The following is a 12,677-nucleotide window of genomic DNA, read 5'->3' as shown; positions in this document are numbered from 1 at the left end:
AACCGGCCCGGCTCAGTGCAGCACCACCAGCAGGAACCTCGTCGGGCTGCCCGACGCGACGGCGGCGACGGTCCCGCCGCGCGCCTGCCCGGCGAGGACGCCGGGCTTCATGCCCGACGCGGACGCGATGGGGATGTCGACGCGGTCGGCGTGGCCCGGCTTCAGCCCGGCGGGGAACAGGCAGTCCGCGACGTGGCCCTGCGGCTGGGGGATGCACCCGGCCGGCAGGCTGGTGACCGACACGCCCGGCGGCAGGCTCAGGCCGAGGACCACCTGCGCGTTCTCCGGCGCGTTCCCGAGGTTCCACAGCTCCTCGTGCACCACCACGCGGCCGCCGGAGCGGATCGCCACCAGCGGCGCCGCGTCCAGCACCAGCCGCGGCTTCCCGTTGGCATGCGGCCTTCTGGCGGCGGGCGGTTTCCTCGTCGCCTGTGTGCGTTCGACGCCCTGTGGCTTGCTGACGGCCGGTGACTTCTTCGCGACGACCGGCCTCTTGGCGGCTGTCGCCGCCGTCGCCGGTCCGAACACACCGCCCGCGCCCAGCGCCACCGCGAGGACCGCACCCCAACCTCGTCTGCCGAACACCATGCCCGCCTCCACGCTCTCCGCTCCGCGGCCGTCGAGTCGGCCGACTGTCCACCAGCGTGGACGCCGGTGCGTGGGAATCGGCGCGGACACAGCGGCGGTTGGGCCGAAGGGGCTACCGACGCCGGGTCAGCGCACGCACTGCCCGAAGCGGCCGTGGACGGATCCGAGCTCGCCGACCCGGCACGGCGCGTGCTCGCTCAGCAGGAGGTCGTGGTCCTGCCGCAGCTGCGCCGCGATCGCGTTCTGGCGCACGAACCGGGGGCTCATCATGCCCGTGGTGACGGCGCTGGCGGCGTAGTCCGGCTTGTCGCAGCGGAGGAAGACGCCGGGGGTGCGGTCGAGCGGCTCCCAGAAGGCGGCCTGACCCTTCGCGCACGTCAACGTGTGCCAGTGCCCGGGATTCTCGGCGGCGCCCGCCTGCGGCGACAGCGTGACCGTCGCGGCGAGGACCGCGCCGGTCAGCAGCGCGTGTCCGCGAAGAGAGGGTCGCTTCACAGAGGGTCGCTTCATCGGCTGGCCTTCCTGGTCGGTGTCGTGACGGTCCCGTGCGGCCGAGTCTGGGTCGGGCCGCCGGGCCGGGGACCGAGCGACGCGCGGTCGCCGGACAGCTCGACCCGATCGGCGCAGCGTGTGCTGCCGGTCTCCGGGCGCGGCGACGCGGAACGGCCCGGGGCCGTCGGGGCCCCGGGCCGTTCCGCGTCGGGAGCGGGTTCAGTCCGCCGCGTGCGGCAGCTTGGCCGAGATCAGATCCATCACCGACGCGTCGGTCAGCGTCGTGGTGTCCCCGAGGGCGCGGTCCTCGGCGACGTCCTTGAGCAGCCGTCGCATGATCTTGCCGGATCGGGTCTTGGGCAGCTCGGGCACCACCTGGATCTGCCGCGGTTTGGCGATCGGGCCGATCTCCCTGGCGACGTGGGCCTTGAGCTCCTCGGCCAGGGAGGCGACCTCCTCGTTGCCGCCGCGCAGGATGACGAAGGCGACGATGCGCTGACCCGTCGTCTCGTCCGTCGCGCCGACCACGGCCGCCTCGGCCACCGCCGGGTGGGACACCAGGGCGGACTCGACCTCGGTGGTCGAGATGTTGTGCCCGGAGACGAGCATGATGTCGTCGACGCGGCCCAGCAGCCAGATGTCGCCGTCCTCGTCCTTCTTGGCCCCGTCGCCGGCGAAGTAGTAGCCCTGCTCGGCAAAGCGCGACCAGTAGGTCTGCCGGTAGCGCTCCTCGTCACCCCAGACGCCGCGCAGCATCGAGGGCCACGGCTGGTCGAGCACCAGCAGTCCGCCCGAGCCGTTCGGCACCACGTTGCCGTCCATGTCCACGACCTGCGCCGAGATGCCGGGCAGCGGGCGCATCGCCGAGCCGGGCTTGGTCGCGGTGACGCCGGGCAGCGGGCTGATCATCATGGCCCCGGTCTCGGTCTGCCACCAGGTGTCCACGATCGGACACCGGTCGCGGCCGATGTTCTCCCGGTACCAGATCCACGCCTCGGGGTTGATCGGCTCGCCGACGCTGCCGAGCAGGCGCAGCGAGGACAGGTCGTAGCGGGCGGGCACCTCGGTGCCCCACTTCATGAAGGTGCGGATCGCGGTGGGCGCCGTGTAGAGGATGGTGACGCCGTACCGGTCCACGTTCTCCCAGAAGCGTCCCTGGTTCGGGGTGTCCGGCGTGCCCTCGTAGAGCACCTCGGTGGCGCGGTTGGCCAGCGGCCCGTAGACGATGTAGGAGTGGCCGGTCACCCAGCCGACGTCGGCCGTGCACCAGAACACGTCCGTGTCCGGCTTGAGGTCGAAGACGGCGCTGTGGGTGTAGGCGACCTGGGTCAGGTAGCCGCCGGTGGTGTGCAGGATGCCCTTCGGCTTACCCGTCGTGCCGGAGGTGTAGAGGATGAACAGGGGGTGTTCGGAGTCGAACGACTCGGCCTTGTGCTGGTCGGACTGACGCTCCGTCACCTCGTGCCACCACAGGTCCCGTCCGTCGGTCCACGGCACCTCCTGCCCGCTGCGGCGCACCACCAGCACGTGCTCGATGCTCTGCGCGCCGCCGTCGGCCTGCACCGCCTCGTCGGCGTTGGGCTTGAGCTGCACGACCGAGCCGCGGCGGTGGTAGCCGTCCGCCGTGATCAGCACCTTCGCCTGGGCGTCGTCGATCCGCGAGCGCAGCGCGCCCGGCGAGAACGCGGCGAAGACCACCGAGTGCGGCGCGCCGATGCGGGCGCACGCCAGCATCGCGACGGCGGCCTCGGGGATCATCGGCAGGTAGATGGCGACGCGGTCCCCGGCGCGCACGCCGAGCTCGGTCAGCGCGTTCGCCGCGCGGCAGACCTCGCGTTGCAGCCCCGCGTAGGTGACGGAGCGTCGGTCGCCGGGCTCGCCCTCGAAGTGCAGGGCCACCTGGTCCCCGTGGCCCGACTCGACGTGCCGGTCCACGCAGTTGTAGGCGACGTTGAGCCGCCCGCCGACGAACCAGCGGGCGAACGGGGCGCCGCTCCAGTCCAGCACCTGGTCCCACTCGCGGTCCCAGTGCAGTCGGCGGGCCTGCTGTGCCCAGAAGCCGAGCCGGTCCGCGGCGGACGCCTGGTAGGCGTCCGCGCGGACGTTCGCGGCCTCGGCGAGTGCGGCGGGCGGAGCGAAGCGGCGCCCTTCGTGCAGCAGGTTGGAGAGGGTCTCCTGGGCGCCCGCGTCCTTCGGGGCGCCTGATGCCGCCTCTTCCGCAGCCATGTCTTTTCTGCTCCCTCCTGCCCTGTGCCACGGACGGGGTCGTCCGACGGGTCGTAGGGCGGGGTCGTCGGGCCGGTCAGCGGCCGCCGGGCAGCGTGGGCAGCGGCATCAGGACCCGCTTGTGCGTCTCGTTCACGACCACCGCGGCCGAGGCGTAGAACGCGGCCGCGGCCGTGAAGACGCCGAGCCAGCCGCCCACCTTCGTCATCGTGTCCGGTCCGGGCAGGCCGTTCTGGAACGCGCCGATGGCCAGGAACAGGAAGGTGACCGTCAGCAGCACCAGGACGGTGGTCACCGCCACGTTGGTGCGCAGCGAGGCCAGGGTCAGGTAGGCCGTGATGATGCACCAGCCGATCAGGTACAGGCCGACCGCCTGGTGGACGTCCGCGCGCAGCGGCAGGTGGGTGACCAGCCACCAGTACGAGAGCCAGAACGCCCCGTACGAGCAGAAGGCCATCAGGCCGAAGGTGTTGCCCCGCCGCCATTCGAGGACGCCGGCGATGAACTGCGCCAGGCCCCCGTAGAACGCGGCCAGACCGAGCACGATGATGATCGCGCCGGTCTCCTTGATGATGTTGGCGTTGACGAAGGAGAGCACGAGCGTGGTCAACGCGAAGCCGGCCAGACCTAGGGGGGCCGGGTCGGCGTGCGTGGGGGTGGTGTCCGCTGTTGCCGTGAGCGGGCTCGAAGACGGCGCGGGTGTTTCGTTGCTCATGTCCGTGATCCTTCCGAGTGGCTCGATCAGGACCTCACATTTATCAACTTTACGGCGGCTTTATGCCGGCGGCCAGAAGTCTGTCGTTGTACGGGGCAAGGAATCACCGATCCGGGTGTTTATGCAGGTCATATGGGTTTTCCCGGTCATTCGGCGGGGAGGTCGCCGGGGAGGTCCCTGGGCACGGTGAACGCCGTCAGCATGCCGGTGCCGCGGCGCAGGGTCGCCCAGTCCCCGGGCAGTTCCACCACGGCCGCACCGGCCGTCGGGAACTTCTCGCGCAGCCGCGCGAGGGCCGGGGTCCTGGTGGCGGGCGCGTCGCCGACCAGCTCCAGGACCAGCCCCTGCACGCCCGGGAAGTGCCCGACGACCAGCACGGTCCCGATGCCGCCCGGCACCTCGCGCAGCACCTCGAGCAGCTCCTCGACCTCCGCGCCGTACAGGCGCGGCTCGAACGCGACGATCGGCTCCGCGCCGAGCGACCGCGACGTCAGCTCCCAGGTCTCGCGCGTGCGCTGCGCGGGCGAGCAGATCACCAGCTCGGGCCGCAGCCCCGCTCCGCGCAGCCAGGCCCCCATCCGCGGCGCGTCCCGCAGCCCCCGCTCCGCGAGGGGCCGGTCGAGATCGGGCACGCCCTCGGGCCACGCGGACTTCGCGTGCCGCAGGACGATCAGCAGGACGGTGTCAGCGCGCGCGGGGGAGGGCATGGGGGTGGACACAGCATCACCCTGCGGGCCCGCCGGACGCGACGCAAGCTCGGAGGCCCAGTGGCGTGGCGTCACGCACGACAAGCCCGGTGATCTCGGGGCAGGCTGTCGGCATGAGATCTCGGACGGGTGGCATGTGGTGGGGAACGACGGTCGAGGCCCCGGACCCCGGCGGTCTGGCCAGGTTCTACGCCGAGCTGCTCGGCTGGCACGTGGGGCACGAGGAACCGGGAACGGCCGTGGTGGCCGCCTCTCCGCAAGGACCGTTCCTCGTGTTCCACCAGGCGGACGGCTACCGGGCGCCGGTCTGGCCGCCGGTCGACGGCGAACAGCGCCCGATGATGCACCTCGACTTCCAGGTCGGCGACCTGGAGGCGGCCGTGACCGAGGCGGTCGCCCTGGGGGCCAGGGTGGCGGCGTTCCAGCCGCAGGACCACGTCCGGGTGCTGTTCGACCCGGCCGGACACCCCTTCTGCCTGTGCTTCGACGAGGCATGACCGAACGGGGCGGGGCGGCAGAAATGCGTTGCCTGGGCGGGTGCGGGGGCTGCACCATCACCCCATGACATCCCGCTGCCTTCCGCTGCCCTCGCTGTCCCTCTCGGCCGGGGCGGTCGCCGGGCGGCAGCAGGTCGGTGCAGGGTCGGGAGCGATCCAGACCCGCGCGTGAGCGCCGTGCTCGCCGGCCTGGCGGCCGGCTACGGGATCGCGATGCCCGTCGGGGCCGTCGGGGCGCTGCTGGTGGCACTGACCGCGCGGAGCTCGTGGCGGGTCGGGGCCGGTGCCGCGCTCGGGGTCGCGACGGCGGACGGGGTGTACGCGTGCGTCGCGACGCTCGGCGGCGCCGCACTCGCGCCCGCGATCAGGCCGGTCGCGGCCGGCCTGCGCTGGGGTGCGGTCGTGGTGCTCCTCGTGCTCGCCGTCCACGGCGCACTCACGGCGTTGCGCCGCTACCGCGAACGGGAGCTCGTGCGGCGGGAGGCCGAGACGCCGACCAGCCCGGTGCGGGCCTACCTCGGATTCCTCGGCATCACGCTGATGAACCCGATGACCGTGGTCTACTTCGCCGCGCTGGTCCTCGCCGGTGAAGGCGGAGCCGTCTCGGACCGGGGCGCGAAGACGCTCTTCGTCCTCGCCGCCTTCGCGGCGTCGGCCAGCTGGCAGCTGCTGGTGGCCGGCGGCGGCGCGCTGCTCGGACGGGTGCTGACGGGCCCGCGTGGGCGCCTGGGGACCTCGCTGGTCTCCAGCGCGGTGATCATCGGGCTCGCCGTCAGGCTGCTCGTCGGCTGAGGCTCACGGCGCGCCGGTCGCCCCGGCGAGCAGCAGGTCGACCGCGCGCATGAGCCGGGACCGGGCGGCGCGCCCCAGGCAGCCGGCCTCGGGATCCACGCGGGCGGCTGAACCCCTCCCGTCACCGCCGGGGAGGGCCGCGCCGAGCGGAAAGCGCGCGGCGAAGTCCGGGACGAGCGTCGCCACCCCGTGGACTGCTGCCGCCACCATTCCGCCTCCGTCACGCCCGAGCTGCGGTCGGGGTGGCGGGCGTCGGCGACCGCACGCGCCCGGTGTTGCGGGCCCGTGCGAACAGCGCGGGGCCTGACCGCGGGCCGCGCGGCTCAGGCCGTCACCCCTCGCCGTCGAGGCGGGCGAAGGCGGCGCCGCGGCGACCGCGTCGCTGGGCGAGCCGGGCGCGGTCCGCGTCGACGTGGGGCGGCAGGGCGGCCAGTTCGGCTCTGAGGGCGTCGCCGATCCTCCGCACGAAGGCGGTCGCCGTGTCCGGCTCGGGGACGACGAGGTCCACGGTGCCGTCGCGCAGCAGCTCAGGTGCGGCGATGCGTTGGGCGACGGCGAGCTCCGCCGCGCGTTCGGTGGCCCGGTGCAGGATCACCGAGGCGCCCTCGGGCGGCAGCGGGGCCAGCCAGGCGTGCTCGGCGGCGACCACGCGGTCCGCCGGGAGCAGCGCGAGCGCCGCCCCGCCGGTGCCCTGGCCCAGCAACAGGCTCAACGTCGGCACCGGAAGCGTCGTCAGCTCCTGGAGGCACCGGGCGATCTCGCCCGCCAGCGCACCCTCCTCGGCCTCCCGGCTCAACTGTGCCCCGGCGGTGTCGATGACCGTCACCAACGGCAGCCCCAGCTCGGCTGCCAGCCGCATCCCCCGCTGTGCGGCGCGCAGCCCGCCGGGCCCCACGTCCTCGCCCTGCGCCCGCGCCCCGGCCCGGTCGTGCCCGACGAGCACGCACGCGACCTCCCCGAACCGCGCGAGCGCGACGGTCAGCGCCTCGTCTCGCTCCCCGCCCTGCGTCCCGGACAGGCGCACGACGACGTCGGCGGTGGCCGACACCTCACGCAGCCCGGGGCGTTGCTCGGAGCGGGTGAGGGTGACGGACCGCCAGACGTCTTCCACGCCGCCCGGCGGCGAGGTGACGGAGCCGTTCAGAGGGGAACCCACCGCGTGTCCTTCGGGCTCCGTCTGCGGCCCGCCGCCGGGTCCCGGTGCCACCGCCGGGCCCGGCTCTGCGCGAGGGCCAGGCTCTGCGCGCGGTCCGGGGTCGGCGGCGACCGCGTCGCTCCCGGCGTCGGATGCGGCGAAGTGTGGGCCTGAGGGGGCCGACGCCGTCGGCTGCGGTGGGCGGGCGTCCGCCGCCGGGGCACCGGGCGCGCTCGGGGCCAGGATGCGGAGGGTGTCCCGCAGGCGGGCGCGCAGCGCGTCCGGGGTGAGGACCGCGTCGACGACGCCGAGGCGTTCGAGGTTCTCCGCGCGCTGGACGCCCTCGGGGAACTCCCTTCCGTACAGCGCCTCGTAGACCCGGGGGCCGAGGAAGCCGACCAGCGCCCCCGGCTCCGCCGTGGTGATCTGCCCGACCGAGCCCCAGGAGGCGAGAACCCCGCCGGTGCAGGGGTGGCGCAGGTGGACGAGGTAGGGGAGTCCGGCGGCCTTGTGGGCCGCGAGGGCGGAGACGATCGGGACCATGCCGACGAAGGCGGGCGTGCCCTCCTGCATGCGGGTGCCGCCGGTGGCGGGGCAGGCGAGGAGCGGGAGGCGCTCGGCCGTCGCGCGGCGGACGGCGCGCAGCAGGCGGTCCGCCGCCGCGACGCCGATCGAGCCCGCGAGGAAGTCGAACTCGCCCACGACGAGGGCGATCCGGTGGCCGTCGACGCGGCCCTCGCCGGTCAGCACGGACTCGTCCGCGCCGCCGCTGCGCTCCCGCGCGCGGGCGAGCGCGTCGGCGTAGGGACCGGCGGTCGGATTGCCGCGCGGCGGGCCGTCCCAGTCCGTCCAGCTGTCGGCGTCGAGCAGTCCCCGGGCGAAGCGGGCGGCGGCGGAGGAGGACGTCGTCACTGCGGGCTCCCGCCCCCGCGCATGGTGGACCTCGTCGACGCGGCGCACGCGGGCGGCCGGGAACCCGCGCGTGTCGAGGTGGGCGAGCCGGCACGGGGCCGTGCCGGCCGGGACGAGGGAGTCGGGGAGCTCATGGCCGTGCCGTACCCGGACGGCCTCGGCGACGAAACGCGCGAGGGCCCGATCCAAGCCCGTGACCTGCGCCACCTTGCGGGCGGGCAGGTGAGGCGCGCACGCTTCAGCGGCGGAACTCGGCGAGCCGGGGGCGGACACCGACCAGGCACAGCAGGACGACGGCCGCCGCGCCGCCCGCCAGCAGCGGGATGTCGGAGTCGAGCTCCGCCGAGCCGTCGTGGACGGCGGCGTGGAAGGCGGTCGCGTTGACGCCGATCACCTGCCGCAGGGCGGCGTCGTGCGCGCCGAAGTCGGCGTTGGAGCCGCCGGTGGCGTAGCTGGTGTCGTAGGCGATGGCCTGGGACAGCTCACCGCGGGCGACATCGGCGCGGATCCTGCGGTCGTCCGCCTGGTAGGCCTGGTAGGCGTCGAGCGTCCGCTCCGCCGCCTCGCGCTCGCCCGCGAAGGTGATGTTGTGGAACTCGGTGCCGTAGAAGCCCTGGAACAGGACGTCGTCGTGGTTCGCCCGGTAGGCGTCGACGGCGGCTGCCAACCGGGCGTCGTAGGTCGAGATCGTCGCGCCCGGCAGGGCGAGCACGGCCTGGGAGGTGGAGAGGAAGGAGTCCTGGTACACGGCGGCGCGGTCGGCGTCGAGGAGGTAGCGGCTCTCGTCCGCGTTCGCGTCCGAGACCAGCGCGCGGGCGCGGGTCAGCGCGACGACGGAGTCGAAGGCGTCGTGCCGTGCGACGCGCTGGTACTCGCGCTGGTCGGGGAAGAGCGAGGCGGTGAGCCCGAGCAGGGTCAGCGAGATGAGCGTCGCCGCTGCCAAGGCCGGGTTGACGACGCGACGGAACCGCAGCGTCAGCCACGCCTGGACCGCGACCAGGGCGACGACCAGCAGGACGAGCAGCGCCGCCGACCAGAGCAGCGCCGTCGCGAGCGCGGAGCGCTGCTCGGCGTAGGTCGCCTCGTAGGCGCCGTTGTTGGCGTTCACGAGCTGGTCGGCGGCGGGCAGCAGCTCGGTCCGCATCAGGTCGGTGGCCTGGCGGTGGAGGGTCAGCGCGGCCGGAAGGGGGTGGCCGGCCGGGCGGCGGGCGCTGTCGTTCAGCGCGAGCGCGCGCCCCGCCAGGTCCTGGTACTGGCCGAGCTCGTCCAGGACGGAGCCGAGCGCCTTCTGCGCGGACGCGTTTCCCGCGGCGGAGACCGTCGCCTGCTGGAGGTCGCGGTCGGCGGTGGTCCGGTCCGTCGCGAACGCGGCCAGGGCCGTCGAGCGGGCGGCGGCGAACGACGGGTCGGCGCCGAAGAGCATGACGTCGGCGCTCTGGCCGTCCAGGTCGGTCAGCGCCTGGTAGAGGCCGGTCGCGTCGACGACCTGCGGCGCCTGCCGGTCGCCGATGGTGTCCCAGGAGTCGCGCGCGCCGGACGCCGCGGTCACGCCCACCGCGCCCGCCAGGACGGCGAGCAGTACGCAGCCGAGTGTGTACCGGCGCAGCCGTCCCGGAACCGTGCGCGGCAGCGTCGCGCGACGGACGCGCGCTCTCGTATCGACCATGGCCACAGCCGTGCACAGCCCTTCCGCGAGCCGCGGCGCGCGCGGCCCCCACCCCGTCCGCCCACTCCACCGGTGAGCCGAACGCACACTCTCCCGATGCCGTGGCCTGCGCAGAAGCGCCCCTGACGGAGCCCTGACGCGATCGGCGTGGCTTTTGACGTTCTCTTAGCCGGTCATGGCGGCGTGGTGGCGGCGGGGACCAACGCCGCCCTGATCCCGTGGCCGGAACCACACCGCGAGCCCCGTCCGCCCCGTCGGGGCGGCCCGGCGCTAAGAGGGCGCAAAGGTTCCCGATCCGCCCGCAAGGAGGCCGTCAAGGACGCACTTACACCCCGCTCACGTGCGCTTTCCTTTCACAGGTCGCCACAGGGCGGCGCCACCGGATTCGTCCGGCGGATCAAGACTCATCTTCGAGTTGGGGTGCAGTTCCCATGCAGGACCTGTTCTTTGTGGGGGTGACGATCGTCGTGTTCGCGGTCCTCGCCCTGATCGTCAAGGGGGTGGAGCGGCTGTGAGCGCTGACAACATCGTCGGGCTGATCGTGTCCGTCGCCCTGGTCGCCTACCTCGTCGCGGCTCTGATCCGTCCGGAGAAGTTCTAGTGAACGCAACCCTCGCCGGCTTCCTTCAGGCCCTCGCCCTGGTCCTGATGCTGGCCCTGTCCTACCGCCCGCTGGGCGACTACATGGCCCACGTGCTCAGCACGCGCAAGCACCTGCGCGTGGAACGCGGGATCTACAAGCTGATCGGCGTCGACGGCGACGCCGAGCAGACCTGGCCTGCATACCTCCGCTCGGTTCTGGCCTTTTCCTTCATGTCCGTCCTCCTCCTCTACGCGTTCCAGAGACTCCAGGACCACCTGTGGCTGTCCCTGGGCTTCCCGGCCGTCTCGCCGGCGATGGCGTGGAACACCGCGGTCTCGTTCGTCACCAACACCAACTGGCAGTCGTACTCGGGTGAGTCGACGATGGGCCACCTGGTGCAGATGGCGGGCCTGGCGGTGCAGAACTTCCTCTCGGCCGCGGTGGGCATCGCCGTCGTCGCGGCGCTGATCCGGGGCTTCACCCGGCACAAGTCCGACACGCTCGGCAACTTCTGGGTGGACCTGACCCGGATCACGCTGCGTGTGCTGCTGCCGATCTCGGTGGTCTTCGCGCTGGTGCTGGTCGCGGGCGGCGTGGTGGAGAACCTGCACGCCGCGCAGATCGTGCACACGCTCTCCGGCGGCACGCAGTCGATCCCGGGCGGTCCGGTGGCCTCGCAGGAGGCCATCAAGGAGCTGGGCACCAACGGCGGCGGCTTCTACAACGCCAACTCGGCCCACCCGTTCGAGAACCCCAACGCGTTCACGAACCTGCTGGAGATCTACCTGCTGCTGGTGATCTCGTTCGCGCTGTGCCGCACGTTCGGCACGATGGTCAAGTCGCAGAAGCAGGGCTACGCGATCGTCTCGGTCATGGGCCTGTACTGGGCCGCCTCGGCCGCGCTGATCACCTTCTTCGAGCACCAGCACTCCGGTGTCGCCGCGAAGATCGCGGGCGCCGCGATGGAGGGCAAGGAGGTGCGGTTCGGCATCCCGGGCAGTTCGTTGTTCGCGGCCTCGACGACGCTGACCTCCACCGGCGCGGTCAACTCGATGCACGACTCGTACACCCCGCTCGGCGGCGGTATGGCGATCCTGAACATGATGTTCGGCGAGATCGCGCCCGGCGGCACCGGTTCCGGTCTCTACGGCATCCTGGTGCTGGCCATCGTCACCGTCTTCGTCGCGGGCCTGATGGTCGGCCGCACGCCGGAGTACCTGGGCAAGAAGCTGGGTGCGCGGGAGATGAAGTTCGCCTCCCTCTACATCCTGACCACCCCGGCGATCGTGCTCTGCGGCACCGGCCTGGCGATGTCGCTCAGCGCCGGTCACGGCGGTGGCATGGCCAACACCGGCCCGCACGGCTTCTCCGAGGTGCTCTACGCCTTCACCTCCGCGGCCAACAACAACGGTTCGGCGTTCGCCGGTATCACGGTGACCAGCAACCACTGGCAGGAGGCCCTCGGCCTCGCGATGGCCTTCGGCCGGTTCCTGCCGATGGTGTTCGTGCTGGCGCTGGCCGGCTCGCTGGCCAAGCAGCAGCACACGCCGGAGTCGACCGGCACCCTCAAGACCCACAGCCCGCTCTTCGTGGGCATGCTCTCCGGCGTGATCCTGATCGTCGTCGGGCTCACCTACTTCCCGGCCCTGGCTCTCGGGCCGCTCGCGGAAGGTCTCCACTGATGTCCACGCCCACCCTGAGCTCTCCGGTGCACCAGCCGGACCAGCAGCAGCCCGAGCTCCCGACCGAGCGTCGCATCGGCGGCGGCCTGCTCGACCCGAAGCAGCTGCTGAAGTCCTTCCCCGACGCGGTCAAGAAGCTCGACCCCCGCGTCATGTTCAAGAACCCGGTCATGTTCGTGGTCGAGGTCGGCTCGCTGCTGACCACGATCTCCGCGATCGAGAAGCCGTCCGTCTTCGCCTGGGTGATCACCGTCTGGCTGTGGCTGACGGTCGTCTTCGCCAACCTCGCCGAGGCCGTCGCCGAGGGCCGCGGCAAGGCGCAGGCCGACACCCTGCGCAAGACCCGCACCGACACCACGGCGCGCCGCGTCGTCGGCCAGTGGGCTCCCGGCATGACCGGCGTCCGCGAGGAGGAGGTCTCCGCGACCCAGCTCCGACTCGGTGACTACGTCGTCGTCGAGGCCGGCCAGGTCATACCCGGCGACGGCGACGTCGTCGAGGGCGTCGCGTCGGTGGACGAGTCGGCGATCACCGGTGAGTCCGCGCCCGTCATCCGCGAGTCCGGCGGCGACCGCTCCGCGGTGACCGGCGGAACCAAGGTCCTGTCGGACCGGATCGTCGTGAAGATCACCTCGGAGCCGGGCAAGACCTTCATCGACCGCATGATCGCGCTGGTCGAGGG

The 12,677-nt window shown here is 72.8% G+C and carries 13 protein-coding genes; 5 read left to right on the top strand and 8 right to left on the bottom strand.

The window, feature by feature from the left end:
* Positions 1-12: 12 nt before the first annotated feature.
* The 5 genes from TR50_RS08055 to TR50_RS08035 all read right to left on the bottom strand — a co-directional run bounded on the left by TR50_RS08055 (position 13) and on the right by TR50_RS08035 (position 4,740).
* On the bottom strand, positions 13-588 hold the full coding sequence (locus TR50_RS08055) for a hypothetical protein (protein ID WP_042416681.1): 576 nt from the start codon (positions 586-588) through the stop codon (positions 13-15).
* A gap of 126 nt (positions 589-714) precedes the next feature.
* A complete protein-coding gene (locus TR50_RS08050) occupies positions 715-1,098 on the bottom strand; it encodes a hypothetical protein (protein WP_152648307.1) in 384 nt (127 codons plus the stop codon).
* A 201-nt stretch (positions 1,099-1,299) separates the two neighbouring features.
* Positions 1,300-3,306 carry an acetate--CoA ligase gene (acs, locus tag TR50_RS08045; protein WP_042416674.1) on the bottom strand — a complete coding sequence of 669 codons (2,007 nt, stop codon included), beginning with the start codon at positions 3,304-3,306 and terminating at the stop codon, positions 1,300-1,302.
* Positions 3,307-3,382: 76 nt separating this feature from the next.
* Positions 3,383-4,021, bottom strand: a complete 639-nt coding sequence (locus tag TR50_RS08040) for an acetate uptake transporter (RefSeq protein WP_042416672.1) — start codon at positions 4,019-4,021, stop codon at positions 3,383-3,385.
* Between the two features lie 146 nt (positions 4,022-4,167).
* Positions 4,168-4,740, bottom strand: coding sequence for a SixA phosphatase family protein (locus TR50_RS08035; RefSeq protein WP_236654322.1), 573 nt, complete (start codon positions 4,738-4,740; stop codon positions 4,168-4,170).
* A gap of 101 nt (positions 4,741-4,841) precedes the next feature.
* Between TR50_RS08035 and TR50_RS08030 the strand changes: the two genes are divergently transcribed.
* Positions 4,842-5,225, top strand: coding sequence for a VOC family protein (locus tag TR50_RS08030; protein WP_236654321.1), 384 nt, complete (start codon positions 4,842-4,844; stop codon positions 5,223-5,225).
* Between the two features lie 213 nt (positions 5,226-5,438).
* Positions 5,439-6,017, top strand: a complete 579-nt coding sequence (locus TR50_RS08025) for a LysE family transporter (RefSeq protein WP_042417061.1) — start codon at positions 5,439-5,441, stop codon at positions 6,015-6,017.
* 3 nt (positions 6,018-6,020) lie between these two features.
* Here TR50_RS08025 and TR50_RS08020 read toward each other — a convergent pair whose 3' ends face one another.
* From TR50_RS08020 to TR50_RS08010, 3 genes are all read right to left on the bottom strand, one after another.
* Positions 6,021-6,227: a hypothetical protein gene (locus TR50_RS08020; RefSeq protein ID WP_042416662.1), complete on the bottom strand. Its 207-nt coding sequence runs from the start codon at positions 6,225-6,227 to the stop codon at positions 6,021-6,023.
* 121 nt (positions 6,228-6,348) lie between these two features.
* On the bottom strand, positions 6,349-8,253 hold the full coding sequence (locus TR50_RS08015) for a carboxyl transferase domain-containing protein (RefSeq protein ID WP_236654320.1): 1,905 nt from the start codon (positions 8,251-8,253) through the stop codon (positions 6,349-6,351).
* A gap of 49 nt (positions 8,254-8,302) precedes the next feature.
* The gene (locus tag TR50_RS08010; protein WP_042416659.1) at positions 8,303-9,730 is read right to left on the bottom strand and encodes a GlnX family signal transduction membrane protein; all 1,428 of its coding nucleotides are present in this window, start codon (positions 9,728-9,730) and stop codon (positions 8,303-8,305) included.
* A 511-nt stretch (positions 9,731-10,241) separates the two neighbouring features.
* Here TR50_RS08010 and kdpF point away from each other — a divergent pair.
* The 3 genes from kdpF to TR50_RS07995 form a co-directional block, all read left to right on the top strand.
* Positions 10,242-10,331 (top strand): K(+)-transporting ATPase subunit F, encoded by a 90-nt coding sequence (gene kdpF / locus TR50_RS45365; protein ID WP_042364094.1) that lies wholly within the window; start codon positions 10,242-10,244, stop codon positions 10,329-10,331.
* Entirely contained in the window at positions 10,331-11,995 is a 1,665-nt protein-coding gene (kdpA, locus tag TR50_RS08000; protein WP_084699915.1) for a potassium-transporting ATPase subunit KdpA, read from the top strand. Before kdpF ends, kdpA begins: the two co-directional genes overlap by 1 nt.
* A partial coding sequence (locus TR50_RS07995) for a P-type ATPase actuator domain-containing protein (protein WP_042416656.1) occupies positions 11,995-12,677 on the top strand: 683 nt, incomplete at its 3' end. The genes kdpA and TR50_RS07995, both read left to right, overlap by 1 nt.

Source organism: Streptacidiphilus anmyonensis, from assembly GCF_000787855.1.
GTDB classification, from domain to species: domain Bacteria; phylum Actinomycetota; class Actinomycetes; order Streptomycetales; family Streptomycetaceae; genus Streptacidiphilus; species Streptacidiphilus anmyonensis.
This window is presented reverse-complemented; position numbering and strand designations above follow the sequence as displayed.

What these genes read in the sequence shown, in the direction of transcription:
- TR50_RS08055 (WP_042416681.1), bottom strand. Translation starts at nt 588, where the DNA reads ATGGTGTTCGGCAGACGAGGTTGGGGTGCGGTCCTCGCGGTGGCGCTG.
- TR50_RS08050 (WP_152648307.1), bottom strand. Translation starts at nt 1,098, where the DNA reads ATGAAGCGACCCTCTGTGAAGCGACCCTCTCTTCGCGGACACGCGCTG.
- acs (WP_042416674.1), bottom strand. Translation starts at nt 3,306, where the DNA reads ATGGCTGCGGAAGAGGCGGCATCAGGCGCCCCGAAGGACGCGGGCGCC.
- TR50_RS08040 (WP_042416672.1), bottom strand. Translation starts at nt 4,021, where the DNA reads ATGAGCAACGAAACACCCGCGCCGTCTTCGAGCCCGCTCACGGCAACA.
- TR50_RS08030 (WP_236654321.1), top strand. Translation starts at nt 4,842, where the DNA reads ATGAGATCTCGGACGGGTGGCATGTGGTGGGGAACGACGGTCGAGGCC.
- TR50_RS08025 (WP_042417061.1), top strand. Translation starts at nt 5,439, where the DNA reads ATGCCCGTCGGGGCCGTCGGGGCGCTGCTGGTGGCACTGACCGCGCGG.
- TR50_RS08020 (WP_042416662.1), bottom strand. Translation starts at nt 6,227, where the DNA reads ATGGTGGCGGCAGCAGTCCACGGGGTGGCGACGCTCGTCCCGGACTTC.
- TR50_RS08010 (WP_042416659.1), bottom strand. Translation starts at nt 9,730, where the DNA reads ATGGTCGATACGAGAGCGCGCGTCCGTCGCGCGACGCTGCCGCGCACG.